Here is a 17,701-nt window from a genome sequence, read left to right on the forward strand (position 1 = left end):
TATGCATGTATATGAAAAGGTTACAGATTTATTAGTTGCGTTTATTATATTCTTCCTAATACCTATGCTTTATCTAGGCAAACGAACTGATTTGCTATGTCAGGAGGAGTTATCAGGATATACAGCAAATTTTATAGAAGACGTGACTACTCATGGATATTTAACAAAGGAGATATACGAAGATTTTCTTGATCGGATACACAGAATCTATCCTGTACTACAGATAGAGATGATAAGTGAATCTTATGCGTATGAGCCGATTTATCAAAAGAATAATAACACCATGGAGTTTACCAATAAGAATCAAACATATTGGACGGTTACAACAAATGAAGACATTATTAATAATTTATATTCTACGAAGGCTAGGCATTGGTTTTCCTATGGTGGTTATTTTAAGGTGAATTTATGGAAAGTGGAGGACGGGAGCAAAGAGTTAATTACGACATGTGGGGCGAGAATTCGTGAATCGATGGAATATTGATATTTTCATAGAGGATTGTGTAATGAAGGGATTGTAGGTTAAGGGATGAAATTATATCATTATGCTATTTTATTTGTCATTATAGGAATTGCATTTATAACAATACAGGACATAAACTATCAGGAAATGTTAACGATACGAATGGAAAATGCTAAGTTAAATGCATGTTTTAATCAGGCTGTAGATGCTGGGACAAGCAGGCTTGAAAAAAAGGGAGGGAGCTGTGTAGCGCTAAGTAAGGAGCTTGCCACAGCTTCTTTTTTTCAAAGTATGTATGCGTCTTTAGGAATTCTAGAGGACGAAGAACAAAAAGAACGATTTATGTTAAGTATCCCTATCATAGCAATCATTGATTATGATGGGGTGTATATAAATTACTGTAAAAAAGAAACAATGGCTGATGGAAAGACAAAGTTAAAAAGGACTTGGACTGAAAAAATTCCATACAGATATTCGGATGAATCGTTTGAGGTCTATTTTACACTATCCGATGTTATTACACTAAACGTATGGACAGGCACAAGAGAGAAACATAACTTACTTCAGTTAATTGATGAAGAGGATAAGGAATATGGTTATATCGAATCAATAAATCAGCAAAATGGAGATGGTTACTGGATACACTATCAAGATCTTTATAGACTATCTAAATTTTCAGGCTATTATGATAAAAATCCATCTTATTTTATATGGAATGAAACTAAATTCTTAGCGGTTCAAAGAGCCACGGTAACGGAGACAATTGAAGATATTATGAAATATTATATTGATAATCATATTGAGATTGCAAAAGAGTTTGGAATTACATATGAGTTTCATTTACCACAGATAGATAACTCAGATTGGGACAGAGCAATTCAGGAATGTGGTATCTTCGTCTTATTTCAAGGCTATCCTTATCAAAGCACACCAAAACGTTTCTACAACAGACATTCTTTTCACGCAGCAGAGAAAAGGAATAATATAACTTATTTTCTAGAAAAGAAGTCATGGTATCTACTTTATCACAAAGAAGGGTGCCCGGATTGGATGAATAGAAAAGAGAATGCATTGAAAAACGGTGAGATACTTGAGGATATTCTCTGTGAATCTTTTGAGGAATGCTCCGAGTATGGTGCATTTCCATGTCTAAAGTGTAATAGTGGTTATGAAGGATATCATCCAGAAAGGTAAATCGGCTTGTTATAACTTATTAGATGGAATAACTAGTAATTTATTGACGAGTATTACAAAATATGTAATAATAAAAAAGGGAATAAATGTATATGGCGAAATGAAATAAGAGTACAACAAATTATAATGGATTGTATCAGGGGATATGAAAAGGGGAGAGTTGAATATGAAGATTGTGAAAAAAGATTATCGAATTGTATTATTATGTATAATATTACTACTATCGATAGTTTTTGAGAAAACATTAGTGGTACAAGCAAGTACAAACTATATAACAAGAGGATACTTTATAAAACTAGTTTGCCAAGAAATCGGCATCACAGCAAAAGGGACGACAAACCAAGCGTATATTAATGCTGCGATTGAGAATGGTATTATAGCCCAAAATACATTTTCAGATTACGAACGAAATGTCTCCAAGATGGATGCAGCCGTAATATTAGTTAATGCTCACGAATCATTGTATGGAAATACTCTAAGTGAAGACCTAATTCAAACTATATTTGAAAAACGTATCACAGATATTAATAAGATTCCAGAATATCGACAGATTCCATTTGCCAAAGCATATGCCTATGGCTACATTAAAGGCTCCTCAGATGGTAGTTATACTACAAGCAGTACTTTTAACCCTACGCAAAAAATATCCAAGGCTACTGCATTAAGCTTTATTAGCATGTTAAAAGTAGAGAACATGAGAAGCAGAATTACAGAAGATGGGCAGTTGATAAGAACGACCAACCTACCGAAGTTTGCAGAATTTTATTCGTACATATTGGCAAGCTACCCTAATGCTTTCTATGATTGGGAGTTTGGATTTATGAAAAATTATCATACTCGATACCAAGACGGTAAACCATACGAAGAATATTTATATGAAACAGGAGAGTATAAGGACGGTATAAACTTTGCTTATCCAGCAACTGTAAAAAACTATAAAAAAGACCAGTTAATGTATACGTTATTAGATGGAACAAAGACAAATTATGAAGGAATGATAAATGACGCATGGTTAACTTGGGAGAAGAATATAGAGGAATATCTTTGGAATGTATTCAATGTAGACTACCGTACCATAGAAAAAAATAAACAATGGTATAACGCAGTGACAATGACTAGCATTTATTATAAAAGTAATAAAACTTATTTAGATAACTATATTAATGAATACATTTCTTTAGCTAAAAAAAATAAGACAATTATAGAATGTGATAAAATAGCTTTTGATAAATCTGGAATATATAAAAATAGCAATGGAACATATATAAGAGTATACGTTCATTATAAAATAAAATCATCTATAAACAATAAACAGGTATTATTATCGCCTCTTGCTTTTACATTTGAAAGATATCCAAATTTTCTTAATGTAAAGTTATATGAATGGCGCAATGGATATTTCGATTTAGTTCTGTTACCAGATGGCTCGATAGATTCAGGAATATTTAACGACTACTTTCATGATGTAAATGTATTAGGGAGGTAGCATGAAAAGAAGAGATAGGTGTGTGCCAATTTTTTTAATCGTTTTTATTGTCATGTCCTTATTTTCGCCAATAACGGTATATGCTGGTAGTATATTGCATAAATCATATGCTGAGTATAGAGACGATTACATGATACAAGAAATTTTAAATGATGGCATTGATCCGAGTGGTAATAAAAGTATATACATTATAAATATGAACAGAGCAAGGTCAGAGGGTCTTATGACAATGTATGGTGAACATAAAAAAAGTCAATCTTCTATTCACTATGCAACAGAAGGATATAACTTTACAATTAAAGAAACTGACGGGGATGTAACACAGTATTCAACCGCAAATGAAGAAAGAATTTTTGTCAAGCCACTTACTATTGATGATATCACTATAGGAGATTTAGTTAAATCAACTTATGAACTACCTTTTGGGGATATTTCACGAGCAGCTATAAGAATGCATGTAAAAGAAGAAATGCGAAATGGGAAAAACTTAGAGCAGGCAGAGAAGATTGTAAATGCAAAATTAAACTCAGATGGTCTAATAGTATATTATTGCCATGAGTTCGCTGTTTATGATAATAAAACAATGATTAAAGGACCTTATCCAAATTTAGAAGATATTAAGAATGCGATTGATTGGTCTTATGAAACAAAAGAAACCTATCTTCCCGCATACTATGACATTCCGCTAAAAATAACAAGCAAGATGATCCCATCTGGTTCATATTCCATTCAGCTAGTAGATATGACAGATAATCAAACAAAAAATTTCACCTTAAATGATGTTCAGTCCGGAAAGTATTCCATAGATTATAAATTACCAAACAGCACTCAAAATCAACCAGTCCGTAATGAGGAAACGCTTATCTATGATACGCCTTCTCTGATAGCAGATAGTTCTGGGCAACAGTATAAGTTTTTAGGGAAGGCGTTCTATAGTTATGAGGATACACCAGGTAAGTCAGTAACAGCAAAAGTTACAGAGAATGAGATATCGCAGAAAAATGTTGGTACTGGTAAGGCTGTGTTAATACTTGGATATGTAAAAGCGGGTGAAGAGAGCACTGTAAAGGTAAACTATTATCACGAAAGTGATAATGGAATAAAAACATTGATGGGGACGAAGAGTGCTGGGACAATCAAGCCGAATACTTCATTTTCCTTCTCAGAGTATGTGAAACCTAGTTACACTTATCAAGGCGAAAACTATACATATAAAGATAAATGGAGTTACTCTTATTACGGTGATGATGGGACAATGACTACATTAAATGGTAAGAGTGGTGATACTAAAATAATCATACCAAACTTTATGAAAGGGAGTGAAGTCGTGGTTTCTCTCTATTATAAAGGAAAAGAACCGATACCAGAACCGCCCAAAAGTACCACCATTGATTATTTTGATGCCTCTCCTACAAATGGGCAAATCAGATCGGATTACTATGGAGCGGAGAAGTTCTCCGTTGAACAAGGGATACCAACCACAGAAAATTTATATGCATCCGTGAGGGCACCGGAGTATTTAATCAAAGCTTCTTTTCAAAGGAATTCTACTTCGAAGCAATTTCAAGTGGAGGCAAGAAAGAAATACATACTAAAATGGTATACCGAAGAAGAGAAACCAATCAAAGGGGATCCAGATGGTAAAACAGAAATTGTAAAAACAAATCATACGGAAACAAAAGATGTAAAGCAAACGGTGACCATCACTAGGCAGGTGAAGTATACGGAATTATTAAGCTTTGATTATTTTAAGATAAATCAGGCTAATCTTGTAAATGCTGCCCTACCACGAGGTGATATAACACTTTTACCGTTTAGTTATTCGGTTCCCTCCATATCGTATCAATCCTTCGGAGATATTGACCAACACATTATTGTACCTCCAAAGGTGAAGTCAGGGGTAGATTTACCGGCAGAAACGATTGACTTAGGTGGAATTAAACCATCTATTCCAATGAATGACTTTACAACCGAAGTCGATGCCTTGATTCCTGAAGTACAGGTTAAAAATGATGTTTTTCAATTTGATAACCGATCAGTCATGAATGATCAATATAAACTAAAGGAAACAGAAGAAGCAGTATATTCTGCAATTCGAAGACCAGAATTAACTTTATATAATACTTTATATCAATCCAATCTAACAATTCCAGCCACATTGGCAAACTCTATCTACCCATCTAACGGTAGCATTCGATATGAAAAAGTTGCATCTTTTCAATCTACAAAACCTTCAGAAGAAACTTATCCAATATCCAATATTAACAGTATAACGGTTCATACCCCTGTGTATTGCCAAGGAACGTTGATACAAGATAACGCTTCTTATGTTCAGCTGTCATCTCCGAACAAAAACTGTATTCCCCTTGTTTTAGATGAGGAGGGTGATAGCTCTGATTTTACTGTCTCTATAAGTAATTACGGGTCTCACAATTCGTATCCAGGTTATTATATAAGAGATTATGTCAGCAATACGTTAGGAAATGCCTACTACATAGCGCGAAATAAAGATGGTATCCTGCGGAATGAAGTTTGCTTTCCATTTGATGTGTTAATCGATGTGGGTAATGACCGTGATATGTCAAATGATATCTTATTAAATAAAAATACTTGGTATGCAGTTGGATTATATTCTACACAACGATTTTATTTACCGATGTATGTAGAGTGTGGCATCTATACCGTAGAATTTCGAACGATTGCTGTGAATGGAGAAGGAATGCTTTCTAGTGTGCAATTAAATGCAAATTTAACGAGAAGTAATTATGTAGCTACCGATACAAAGCAAGTTGAGGTATCTGGAAAAATCTATGGATTAACTTTATATGATATACAGGAGAATAACCTATGGAAAGAGATATTTCGTTCCGAAAACTCACTGCGCTTAAAGATACTAGATAACTTTATGACGAAGGTTATCGATGGAGTAAAGAAAGCCATGCAAAGAATTGATGGAACTAAGCTAGGTGAGGTGTATCATAAAGATAAACTATACTATTACACGATTGGTACTAGAAATCAATTTGGTATTCCAACTGGTAGAGACAATCGGTTTACTTTACCACTGGTGGATGGTTCCCATCCAAAATATCTTAATAAAGGTACGTTAAAGGCAGGATATACCTGGAGATTTACTTTAGATACAGTGGGAAATATCACAGCTACGGATGAATCCAAAATCATAATAACACCAACCTTTTATTATGTTGATAAAAAGGGATTAAATCGTGAAGAAGTGGATATGTATTACACTGATACTATTAGCGGTAATAAGAACCATTATATCAAAGTAGGCAGTAAGATAGACTTAGAAAATACAAGACAAGCCCAAACTGGTGATGTATATCTTGGTATTCCAGATGAAGAGCTAAAAGATACTGCATCCATTCGAAATATCTCATATAAAACATGGACTGCACAGAAAAAAGAGATGTATAGCTATGGAAGGATTGTCTCAGATTTAGCATTTAAAACATTTTCAAATCAAAACTATGCATCAAGGATTCATCAGGGAACACTATCAAATTCTCTGTTAGGACTTGGATACTCAAAACAAAAGTTAACAAAATACAAACAATCGTATTATTTCAATTATTCCTTACCTTCTGATATAAAGGCAGTAAAAAAGGGGACAGATGTACAAGCTTATGCTAAGAAATATGGGATTTCAAAAGTAGATAACTTATGGTTATCGAAAGGTTTTATTATCATTCATTTTGATATCAAGGTGTACGATGAGAAGAATAACCTCTATCTGACCTATGATAATGTAGAAAATGAAAAGAATCTTGGGCATTGTAACATGTTTCAGATGGAAGGAATAAATAATACAAAAAAAGATTACTTTGGTAGGCAGTTTACGTTTAAGTCAGGGGATATTATTTTGATTGATACGGATAAAACAAGCCTTGATGATGCTATTGTTGGTGGTCTTTATTAGATAGAGTCAAGAAAGCAAAGAAATTATATTTTATGTAATAGATTGAAAGGATTCCTATCCTTTCAATCTATAGGAACAATATTCCTAATTATCTTCTTGTTCTGCTTCATTTACGATATCTTCCAACACCTTAATTAAATCTTGCATTGTATTGATTTGGGTGTTACGCTCTAAAATCATACTTCGAAGTCCTTCTGATAATGAATCAAATTTTCCCATTAATGCCGGAGCAACATAAGTCATTCTCAACACCTCACATTCCTCTCACAGTTATTACTATGGAATTCTTAGATTAATAGGTACGGTTTTGAGTAAAGCTGTTAACGAATTGTTCCATGTCTTCTTTTGATTGGATATTTCTTGATTGTTCGACTACTTGTGTGCGCTGCTCTTTAGACATAGAAGAAAATGCGTTCATGGCATTGGTATCTTTGGCAAGTACCATGCTAAATCCAATTGGTATTTCGTGGTTTCCTAATAGTTCCATGTTCATCTCTTCCTTTCAAGGTTATTATCTGTAGGTTTCTAAAATAATATGTGATAAAAGCTATCAGATTAAACATGAAATATTAAATATTAAATTTAGCATTTATTGAAATCAAATTAGTCAGATTAAATCAATTAAAAAACAAGAAAAAGTGCGCTTCGCGAACTTTTCCTTGTCATGAATAAAGGGAGACTTAGCAGGATTAATTATGCAAAGTTTTCCTTTTCTATTAGTATAATCTTAACTTTTACATTTAGAATGGTGAAAAAACATTTCCTGTTCCACATCTTGAGCCGATACATCCCAAGGAAGCATGAAAACCATCAGAACAGACACCGTTAAATAATTCTCTGCCACAGTCTCTATCTCTGTCTCTATCTCTGTCTCTATCTCTATCGAAGCATCTACAACGACAGAAACGGTCCCTATCTCTATCACGGTCGAAATCTCTGTCGCTAAAAAGTCTACCAGTTTCGAGATCTATAACGCTATCGAAAACTCTATCGCGGCCAAAATCTCTATCGCGGCCAAAATCTCTATCGCAGTCAAAATCTCTATCACGATCCCTATCTCTGTCACGATCACAACGGCATCTACAAATAACGCGTCCTCTGTCATCACGACAGCATCTACATCTGCAGAAGCGGTCACGATCCCTATCTCTATCGCGGTCTCTATCTCTATCGCGATCTCTATCTCTGTCACGGTCACAACGGCATCTACAAACAATACGTCCTCTGTCATCAAGACAGCATCTACATCTACAGAAGCGGTCACGATCCCTATCTCTATCGCGGTCTCTATCTCTATCGCGATCTCTATCTCTGTCGCGGTCCCTATCTCTGTCACGGTCACAACGGCATCTACAAACAATACGTCCTCTGTCATCAAGACAGCATCTACATCTACAGAAGCGGTCACGGTCCCTATCTCTGTCACGGTCGAAATCTCTATCGCGGTCGAAATCTCTATCCCGATCGAAATCTCCATCACAATCTCCTAAAAAATCACAATCCCTATCACGATCTCTATCACGATCCCTATCCCTATCACGGTCCCTATCACGATCTCTATCAAAATGGAAATCTACAATACGACATCTTCTGCGACAACGGCCTCTGCAACTAGCAGCCAAGGCTAAACCTAATAAACAACAACAAGACATATTTAATAATTCCTTTTTCTATTAATTTATGCAGTAAAGTCGAATATGTGATGAAGTAAAAGAAAGGAGTCGGTTTATATAATAGCTAAATTTAATGAATAAAAATCTATTCAATGTATAATATTTTTAATTTGGTGTATAAAAATTAGACAAGTATGTATAAATATAATTTATTATTAACAGTCAAAAAATACGATTAGAACCATATAAACATGGTAAAACGTGATTAAACTTTAAAAAATTTAATGTATATTTAAAAATTATAATTAAAAATAACTAATAATTATAAATAAATGTTGCATTTTTATAAAAGAGGTGTTATAATTCGTATTGCAAACTAAGATAAGCGGAAAAATTTAGAAAAAATAAAATTTATAATAAACGTTCATATTATATAAGAGGAGGAATTTATTATGAAGTTAAAAAAAGTTATGGCCGTTGTATTAGCGGGAGTGATGATGGCATCACTTGCAGGATGTAGTACAAAAAGCAATGTTAAGATTAATGTAATTGCTGATTTAAAAGGAACTACAGTTGGTGTTCAGACAGGTACCACAGGAGATATTTTAGTTACGGATGACAAAGAGCTTGGAGTTAAAACTGTGGAACATTATAATAAAGGATTTGAGGCAGTTCAATCTTTAATCCAAGGTAAGATTGATGCAGTAGTTATTGATGATCAACCAGCGAAGGTATTTGTTGAGAAGAACAAAGGATTAAAGATTATTGATGAAGAATATACCTCAGAAGACTATGCAATTGGTATCGCCAAAGGTAATACTGAACTAAAAGATAAAATCAACGCAGCTATTGCACAGATTAAAGAAGATGGAACATTACAAGGAATAATAGATTATTATATTGGTAATGTAGAAGGATCTTCTCCATACGTTAAGAAAGATGTAGAACGCCCTAATGGAACCTTAGTTATGGCTACGAATGCAGAATTTCCTCCATATGAATCTATTGAAGGTAACTCAGTTGTTGGACTTGACGTAGATATGGCACAGGCAATTGCAGATATTTTAGGTATGGATCTAAAGGTAGAAGATATGGCGTTTGATTCTATTATTGCAAATATTACTACTGGTAAATCTGATATTGGTGTGGCAGGTCTAACTGATACGGAAGACCGTAGACAGTCTATTGATTTTTCTGATAGCTATTATACGGGACGTCAAGTAATCATCGTAAAAGAATAATCCTAAGGACATAAAATATAAGGAATAAGTATAAGGCTTAAAATTGGGCATAAAATATAAGGCATAAAATATAAGGCATAAAATATAAGGCATAAAATATAAGGCATAAAATATAAGGGCATAATATAGTGTTAGGAATGTAAAGAAACGTCCGCTAATCAGAACGTTTCTTTACGTGATTCACGGAAAAGTTTGTAATATTTCTTGTTTAGGCGAGAAACACTTGGTATATTAGATAATTTATTATTTATAAGGGGGTTACGGTTTGAGTATTCAGATAAAAATGGAAGAGTTTTATCAGCGGTTTGTATCGAATTTTATAGAAGATAACCGTTATATGTACCTCGTAAGGGGATTAATTACAACATTAGTAATTACATTTTTTGCTGTAATGATTGGTGCATTACTTGGTTTTATCATAGCGATAATTCGTTCTACTTATTCAAAAACTGGTAAGTTAAGAGTATTAAACTTTTTATGTAATATCTATATTACAGTAATTCGTGGTACACCGGTAGTTGTACAATTATTGATTATTTATTTTGTTATATTTGGTTCAGTTAACATAAATAAAATATTTGTAGCGGTGTTAGCATTTGGACTTAACTCCGGTGCGTATGTGTCAGAAATTGTTCGTTCTGGTATTATGTCAGTGGATGAAGGACAGTTCGAAGCAGGTAGAAGTCTTGGATTTAATTATAATCAGACTATGCGATTGATTATTTTACCTCAGGCAATTAAGAATATCTTACCTGCACTCGGTAATGAGTTTATCGTTTTGTTAAAGGAAACTTCTGTTTGTGGTTTTATAGCATTAGAAGATTTAACGAAAGCTGGAGATATTATTCGTGGTCGTACTTATGACGCTTTTATGCCACTCATAGCAGTCGCATTAATTTATTTGACATTAGTTATTATCTTTACGAAACTAGTTAATTATTTGGAGAGGAGGTTGAGAAACAGTGACCACTGATGCACAAGTAATAATTAAAGTTGAGAACCTTCATAAGGCATACAATAAAGTATATGCATTAAATGGTATCAATGAAGAGATAAGAAAAGGTGAGGTAGTTGTCATTGTTGGGCCATCTGGTTCTGGTAAATCTACCTTTTTAAGATCCTTAAATTTATTAGAAGTTCCTACGGAAGGTAAGATATTCTTTGAAGGGGTAGACATTACAGATAAAGCAACAGATATCAACAAGCATCGCCAAAGAATGGGAATGGTATTCCAACACTTTAATCTCTTCCCTCATATGACAATTTTAAAGAACCTTATGATTGCGCCTATGAAACTTCAAGGGAAAAGTGAAGAAGAGGCTAAGAAAAAAGCACTTGAACTTTTGGATAGAGTTGGTTTAGCTCATCGTGCAGATGCATATCCATCCCAACTATCCGGTGGACAAAAACAAAGAATTGCAATCGTTAGAGCACTCGCAATGGATCCTGAGGTAATGCTATTCGATGAACCAACTTCAGCATTAGATCCTGAAATGGTTGGTGAAGTTCTTGATATTATGAAGGAACTTGGCAGAGAAGGCATGACCATGGTTGTTGTTACTCACGAGATGGGATTTGCGAAAGAAGTGGCTGACCGTGTAATGTTTATTGACCAAGGTGTTGTTCAGGAACAAAATAGTCCAGCTGAATTTTTCGGTAATCCTCAGAATCAACGATTAAAGGATTTCTTGTCGAAAGTATTATAATAATATATAGATAGCGCTCATGCTGGGCGCACAGAGAAGCACCCAATTAAGAATAAATTCTTAGCTGGGTGCTTTCTACTTAGAATAGTTTCAAATTATGAGGTAACTACGATGTAATTATTAAGTAACATTATTTCATAATGATCGTTGTTTCTCCCGAAGCCAATGTCTTATATGAAGAGGAATTATAAGTAATTCGTACCGTATAAACCCCTGGGTCCAACCTTGTGGTACAGGAAGTTAGAGTAGTATCTGCAGTCATTTCAAAACGAAGATCATTGGTACCATAGGTGAAAATTTGAATTGTCGTCTGCCGAACTGATTTTAAATCGTGACCGCGAAGATTAGAATTCCAGTTTAACGAGATTGTATTTTTATTATTAATAACATTTTCTGATTGTTTTATAGTTATCGTATTCTTAACATAAGTTCCGAGGACTTCAAGATTAAATGTTTTCTTAACACTAATCCCAAAGAACGATAAAGTAGCTGTTAACTTTACTTTCGTATCATATAACGGCCTTGTAACAATTCCTTGAGAGTTGATGATGGATGGATGAGAGGATTGCCATGTTATAGTACATCCATATTTTCCTAATACAGGAAGTATAATATTTGAAATAACACTACTTGATTTATCATTATTTGAGAAGATAATGGAGAGTATATCGCGCTCGTCATCCAATAAATCTTTCTTATCTTTGGTTACCGTTAAAGTACATACTTTTAGTGGAGTAGAAGTATCGAAGTAATTTTCTGATGCTACGAAAATCTTTATTTGATAAGTACCTTTCGTTAAATTTAAATAGTTCGGATCAAAAGATATACTATTTAAATTAAAACTGGTTGCTTGCGGATTCACCTTGGTTTCAGAAATAACTTTGTTATTGTTTTTAAAAAGCTGTACGGTGACATTTGTTAATTTTGAAGTTGCATATATCATACCACTTAAATATACTTTTTCATTCTCTGTAACTACATAGTTATCACTAATGCCAGTTAAGTTGGGTACGATAATTTGAGTACCTTTTACAAGTACATAAAATTGCTTAACCCTTGTTTGATTGTTGTTGATTAAGATTGCTGTTAAGGTTACTATAGTGTCTGATCCAGTTGGCCTTGTAACTTTACCGTTGGAACTAATGATTGCTTCATTATCGGAATACCAGATTACAGTGGATTGATTCATACATACAGTTGGGAGAGTAATTGAGGAAGTAACGGAATTAGTATTATCATTCGCACTAAAAATTGGGTTTAATTGTTGATAATCTAGTTCTAGTTTATAGGCTGTGTCAGTAGCTACATCAAACTTACTAGTGGTTAGACTGCTTGCATAGACGGTATTGTGTGGGATACTAATCAGTATAGTAAGAAAAAGAATGAATAAATTCTTAAGTAATTTCTTTTGTTTCATGTCATACCTCCTAAATTATAATTCTAGCTTGAAATTAATCATATTGTAAATAATTGACAAAACAATGACATAGATGTGTCAAAGATAAGTTATTTTATGTAAAAATTACTAGTCGATTAATATTAATAGCCAAAAGTCATTTTCTGTTAGTCATGTGGCACTGGAAGTAAGAACGTCAACATGGTAGAATTATGTCATATTAAGTAATTAACTTGGTATTTCTAGTCGCATTATGTCGTGACTTTGTAATACAAAAGAGTGTCTGGTATAACATTCTATATAAAGTTATGATAAACAATTCGCCCCCTTAACCGAAGGTTTATCATAATCGCATATAGAATGATATGACAGGCATTTTTTATCTATAAAGATAAGATAGATCTTGAACTGCATATTTTTTTTGGATTTTGTTATGCAATATATATTAAAGATTAACTATTTTTTATGCATGTATAGTCTTATTGACCTAGATTATAAAATGTGCTAAATTTAATATATAATAATAAAAAAGTAAATATTGATACTTAATATTTTGATAATAATTTTATTTTTATACATTCAAGGAATAATTCGTGAAGCGTACTTTATTATTACGAGATTATGTAGTAAAATTTCATTATATAGTACTATCAGAGCATAAGGATGTAAAAGTTGCAAGAACCTAGTTAATCCTAGGCTTCTATTGCTTGGATTACTTAAGGGGTGAATTAAATTGATTAGAATAGCAATAGTTGAGGATCAAAGTCTATTAAGAGAAATGCTTGCCAAGGTATTGTCTCAAGAAGAGAGCTTTGTAGTTACTGGAAGTCTTGGTGACGGAAGAGATGTGATTAAACTTTGTGAAGAGACGAATCCAGATGTCATATTATTAGATATTAAAATGCCCAATATGGATGGCATTCATGCTCTTTCTAAAATAAAGGAACGGTTTCCAAAGATAAAATGTATCATGCTAACTACATTTGAAGAAGAGAAATTTATCTATCCAGCTCTAGCTTACGGGGCGGATGGTTATATACTAAAGGATATTAAACCTGATGTTTTAATACATATGATACAGTCTGTTTATGATGGACTGTTTGTTGTACATGACAGTATTAAAGAATATATATTGCTTCAAATGCAGAGAAGTAGTAATGAATATAAAAAGATTTCCTTAAGCACGAAAGAATTAGAATTTGATTCCACTGATTTGGATGTTTTAAAACTATTGACTAGGGGAAAGAGTAATAGTGAGATAGCTTCTGAGATTTGTTACTCCGAGGGAACGGTGAAAAATAGAATATCACGAATGTTAGAGATGACAGGAACGAAAGACAGAACACAACTGGCTATATTTGCATTACAAAGCAGCGTTATTTAAAAGCAGGTGAAGCTTCTGATGCTAAAGATTAATAGCATCTGATATATGATTTAGATCTAAATAAAAGAGAAAGTTATTTACAACTTTTTTTTTACTCTTAGAGAGGAGAGATATTATTATCATGGCTTTACGGCGTAAAAAAGGTCTATTTTATTTGTTCACGCAATTATCTTCTAATCTTACCATGCCAAGTGATTTGAGAAGCATTTTTATTTCGCTTGAGGAAGGTTTTTTTTTATTTAATTCTAAGGATGAAATCATAGAAGCAAATTCAAAGGGAAAGAAAATATATCAGTATAAGGATTTTAAATTGTATGACATAATTTTTTATCTGCTTCATAATCAAACACATGGAGAACGTGAAGAAATTTTAACAAATATAAAGAAACGAAAGGATGAAGTAACTTTTGAATGCTTATTAGAAGGTAGAGCGTACTTAGTTACGATTTTTTTTGTCAATAATATAAAAGATCTGCTATTATATACGAATGTTATTATACATGAAACTACGAACGAAAAACAATTAGAATTACAAAAGCAAAACGATACATTATTTCAATCCATTGAATTGTATAAAAAGCAATTACAGATTATAAATACATTAGAGGAAGAGAGAGCGCGCCTTCAATTACTCCAAACAATCCAAAATTCTATATTAGTAAGAGTAGAAGATGTGATGAATCAGGTCCATGAGCTACGTGAGGATGAGAATTTTGATGAGAAGACGTGGCAATTACAATTAAATAATCTTGCTGAAGAGATTCGTAAAATAATTTTGGAAGTGAGAACGTCTGTGGTAAATTTAAAGGTGTAAGAAAGGAGAGATGCAATGCTGCTTTTCGCACAGTATTCACAGGAAAAGTATCATACGATTTTATTCTTATTATTCTCTATCTTGCTATTATTTTGCTATACTATCTATATCTCCTTTAAAGTTTCAAAATCCATAATTCGTGATAAGTTTTATTTCTTTTTAGCTTCGTTATTTTTTTGGATGATTGCTAAAGCTTGCAGACTCGTTGTTACTGAAAATTCTTTAATCTGGTTAGTTATCATAATACAATATATTGGTTATTTTGGGTTTCAATATTCACTTTTTATATTCTCCTTAAATTTTTATGGTGGAGAAGAAATGGCTAGAAAAGCCCAGTGGGTTGCTGCTATTTTACCTATCCTAGGTCTTATCATTGTACTTACAAACCCAATTCATCATATGTTTTTTATTTCGCTAGATATCGATCATGAAAAACGTGGAATGTTTTATTACTTTTCATCCGTGATACATCATGTTTATATTATAGCCTCCATCTTTATATTGATTTGCGCGATGCACATTCGTATTTTTTGTAGAAGAAATAAAAAGATTCAAATTATATTACACATAACAGCAGCAATTTCAGTATTTTTTATGTTCTTATTTTGGTTGCAGACAGTAGGGATTTTGCCAAAGCTTAGCTTTTTGAAAATAGATGGTTTAGTTTTAAAAATCTGTTTAGCCTTCTTTCTTATTATTCTGCCAACACTTGGTTTTCAGTTTTTAGATATAAATCCGGTATCTTATCAGGTTTTATATCAAAAGTTTCCGCGGGGTATTGCCTTTATGAATAAGAAAGGAGTCATAAATACTCCGAATGAATTATTTGTACAAATGTTTCCCGTAATGAAGGATGGAATTTGTAACATCTCCTACTTCGTAGATAGTTTGCTAGAGATAGAACCTAAAGAGAAGGAACAATTGAAAGTATTTTTATTATCCGAATTATCAGACGAATATCTATTATCCTATAAAGATAGTAAGCTTGTAGTGAAAAAGTATCGGTCAAAATCGAATAGGTATTTGATTTATGTGGAAGATATCACTGATACGGTTGATACGATGCTAGAACTAGAGAAAAATAATAAATATTTAGCAATCATGAACCAGAACCTAAAGGAATCTATCAAGGCGAAGAAAGATTTAGTTTCAACAAGTGCAAAGGCAGCAGTTGCTCAAAATGTTCACGATATATTAGGGCATAGTTTAACGGTTGCTCTATGTACCACCGAGCTAGCTGTAAGAGACGGGTGTAGGGAAGATGCAATTGAAAAACTTGCAATGCTTGAGGAGTTATTATCGGAAAGTGTGCAAGATTTAAAAAATTCAATTCAAGGGAATGAGTTTGATTTTCAGCAGACAAGCTTAATTAAAGCAATTAAAAATTTAAGCAAATTAAAAATGCAATTAGAGATAACAACACAAGGTAGACCATATGAGCTTAACTCAGCACAAAATGAAGCTGTTATTCGAATATGTCAAGAAGCTGTAACAAATGCGATTAAGCATGGAGATGCGAAAACTGTTCATCTCATTCTGCGATACTATCAAAAATTTCTTGAAATCTACATAATTGATGATGGAAAGGGTTGTAATCAAGTAAAAGTAGGTTATGGTTTAAGCGGTATGGAGGGAAGAGTAAAGAAACTTGGTGGTTCCTTTGAGTTTGGTTCGGATGGAGAGAAGGGGTTCCATATTCATTTAGAAATTCCCATCATAAGAGCGGATAAATAAATTAAACTTGTAAATACTAAGGTAATCTAAAAAAAATATAAAATTAGAAAAAAATCTGTTGACGGCTCAACAAAATGGTGCTAGAATAGCAATCTGTTGAGCAGTCAACATTTTTAATTCTCAGAATATAGCGTTTATTAAATAAAATATTCTACTTAGGAAATTTTTCACGCTTCTGAAAATATAATGTTTTTATCGATTGCACTCTTTATTCATGAAAGAAAAAGTTTTCAAAGTATGCTTTTTCTTGTTTATATAGGGATGTTAGGAGGATTATTATGTATGATCATAAGTCAGAAAACTTCATCTGGTTTGATAAGGTTAAAAAAATGGCGCAAAGGAGACAACAAGAGGCCTTAAAACCTTATGGACTTTCTAGTATTCATGCCATGTATCTTGTGATATTGTTGGATCAACCAGATGGTTTGACATTCAAAGAACTTTGTGAAAAACTATGTGTGGATAAGGCGAACACCTCCAGAGCTGTAAATGTTCTAGAAGAAAAAGGATATGTTTTTAGAGACTATACTAGTGCTGGAGTTTTAAAATATAAGCTTATTTTAAGTGAGGAGGGAAAGAATATTGCACAGGAGGTAGGGCGTACGATGAAAAAATTTCATCGTCAGCTTGGTGAATCATTGACGGAAGAAGAGATAAAGACTGTGCGAAGGGTAATGTTTAAAATTGCGAAAGCAGTAGATGATATGGAAAATGACAAGGAGGAATAAGC

The 17,701-nt window shown here is 33.1% G+C and carries 16 protein-coding genes; 11 read left to right on the plus strand and 5 right to left on the minus strand.

What is annotated here, in order from left to right:
- Nucleotide 1: 1 nt before the first annotated feature.
- The 4 genes from CPHY_RS04500 (at nt 2) to CPHY_RS04515 (ending at nt 7,083) form a co-directional block, all read left to right on the plus strand.
- Nucleotides 2-484 carry a hypothetical protein gene (locus tag CPHY_RS04500; RefSeq protein WP_012198874.1) on the plus strand — a complete coding sequence of 161 codons (483 nt, stop codon included), beginning with the start codon at nt 2-4 and terminating at the stop codon, nt 482-484.
- Nucleotides 485-529: 45 nt separating this feature from the next.
- The gene (locus CPHY_RS04505) at nt 530-1,657 is read left to right on the plus strand and encodes a hypothetical protein (RefSeq protein ID WP_012198875.1); all 1,128 of its coding nucleotides are present in this window, start codon (nt 530-532) and stop codon (nt 1,655-1,657) included.
- A gap of 166 nt (nt 1,658-1,823) precedes the next feature.
- A complete protein-coding gene (locus tag CPHY_RS04510) occupies nt 1,824-3,143 on the plus strand; it encodes an S-layer homology domain-containing protein (RefSeq protein ID WP_012198876.1) in 1,320 nt (439 codons plus the stop codon).
- Nucleotide 3,144: 1 nt separating this feature from the next.
- A complete protein-coding gene (locus CPHY_RS04515) occupies nt 3,145-7,083 on the plus strand; it encodes a DUF5704 domain-containing protein (RefSeq protein WP_012198877.1) in 3,939 nt (1,312 codons plus the stop codon).
- 84 nt (nt 7,084-7,167) lie between these two features.
- Here CPHY_RS04515 and CPHY_RS21915 read toward each other — a convergent pair whose 3' ends face one another.
- From CPHY_RS21915 to CPHY_RS04535, 4 genes are all read right to left on the minus strand, one after another.
- Nucleotides 7,168-7,326, minus strand: a complete 159-nt coding sequence (locus CPHY_RS21915; RefSeq protein ID WP_041703188.1) for a hypothetical protein — start codon at nt 7,324-7,326, stop codon at nt 7,168-7,170.
- Between the two features lie 49 nt (nt 7,327-7,375).
- Nucleotides 7,376-7,570, minus strand: coding sequence for a hypothetical protein (locus CPHY_RS04525; protein WP_049762298.1), 195 nt, complete (start codon nt 7,568-7,570; stop codon nt 7,376-7,378).
- A 240-nt stretch (nt 7,571-7,810) separates the two neighbouring features.
- Nucleotides 7,811-8,008, minus strand: coding sequence for a hypothetical protein (locus tag CPHY_RS04530; RefSeq protein WP_041703190.1), 198 nt, complete (start codon nt 8,006-8,008; stop codon nt 7,811-7,813).
- Between the two features lie 42 nt (nt 8,009-8,050).
- Nucleotides 8,051-8,560: a hypothetical protein gene (locus CPHY_RS04535; RefSeq protein ID WP_041703193.1), complete on the minus strand. Its 510-nt coding sequence runs from the start codon at nt 8,558-8,560 to the stop codon at nt 8,051-8,053.
- A gap of 588 nt (nt 8,561-9,148) precedes the next feature.
- Here CPHY_RS04535 and CPHY_RS04540 point away from each other — a divergent pair.
- The 3 genes from CPHY_RS04540 to CPHY_RS04550 all read left to right on the plus strand — a co-directional run bounded on the left by CPHY_RS04540 (nt 9,149) and on the right by CPHY_RS04550 (nt 11,643).
- Nucleotides 9,149-9,937 (plus strand): transporter substrate-binding domain-containing protein, encoded by a 789-nt coding sequence (locus CPHY_RS04540; RefSeq protein ID WP_012198878.1) that lies wholly within the window; start codon nt 9,149-9,151, stop codon nt 9,935-9,937.
- A 283-nt stretch (nt 9,938-10,220) separates the two neighbouring features.
- A complete protein-coding gene (locus tag CPHY_RS04545) occupies nt 10,221-10,910 on the plus strand; it encodes an amino acid ABC transporter permease (RefSeq protein ID WP_041703981.1) in 690 nt (229 codons plus the stop codon).
- Nucleotides 10,900-11,643 carry an amino acid ABC transporter ATP-binding protein gene (locus CPHY_RS04550; protein ID WP_012198880.1) on the plus strand — a complete coding sequence of 248 codons (744 nt, stop codon included), beginning with the start codon at nt 10,900-10,902 and terminating at the stop codon, nt 11,641-11,643. The genes CPHY_RS04545 and CPHY_RS04550 overlap by 11 nt, the downstream gene beginning before the upstream one ends.
- Before the next feature lie 130 nt (nt 11,644-11,773).
- On the opposite strand, the gene CPHY_RS04555 is transcribed toward CPHY_RS04550, so the two are convergent.
- Nucleotides 11,774-13,060, minus strand: a complete 1,287-nt coding sequence (locus tag CPHY_RS04555) for an immunoglobulin-like domain-containing protein (RefSeq protein ID WP_012198881.1) — start codon at nt 13,058-13,060, stop codon at nt 11,774-11,776.
- 712 nt (nt 13,061-13,772) lie between these two features.
- Between CPHY_RS04555 and CPHY_RS04560 the strand changes: the two genes are divergently transcribed.
- From CPHY_RS04560 to CPHY_RS04575, 4 genes are all read left to right on the plus strand, one after another.
- Nucleotides 13,773-14,423, plus strand: coding sequence for a response regulator transcription factor (locus tag CPHY_RS04560; protein ID WP_012198882.1), 651 nt, complete (start codon nt 13,773-13,775; stop codon nt 14,421-14,423).
- A gap of 121 nt (nt 14,424-14,544) precedes the next feature.
- Complete coding sequence (locus tag CPHY_RS04565; RefSeq protein WP_012198883.1) at nt 14,545-15,237, plus strand: hypothetical protein; 693 nt, start codon at nt 14,545-14,547, stop codon at nt 15,235-15,237.
- Nucleotides 15,238-15,252: 15 nt separating this feature from the next.
- A complete protein-coding gene (locus CPHY_RS04570; RefSeq protein WP_012198884.1) occupies nt 15,253-16,971 on the plus strand; it encodes a sensor histidine kinase in 1,719 nt (572 codons plus the stop codon).
- 278 nt (nt 16,972-17,249) lie between these two features.
- Nucleotides 17,250-17,699 carry a MarR family winged helix-turn-helix transcriptional regulator gene (locus CPHY_RS04575; RefSeq protein WP_012198885.1) on the plus strand — a complete coding sequence of 150 codons (450 nt, stop codon included), beginning with the start codon at nt 17,250-17,252 and terminating at the stop codon, nt 17,697-17,699.
- Nucleotides 17,700-17,701 lie beyond the last annotated feature (2 nt).

It is taken from the genome of Lachnoclostridium phytofermentans ISDg, from assembly GCF_000018685.1.
Classification (GTDB): domain Bacteria; phylum Bacillota; class Clostridia; order Lachnospirales; family Lachnospiraceae; genus Lachnoclostridium; species Lachnoclostridium phytofermentans.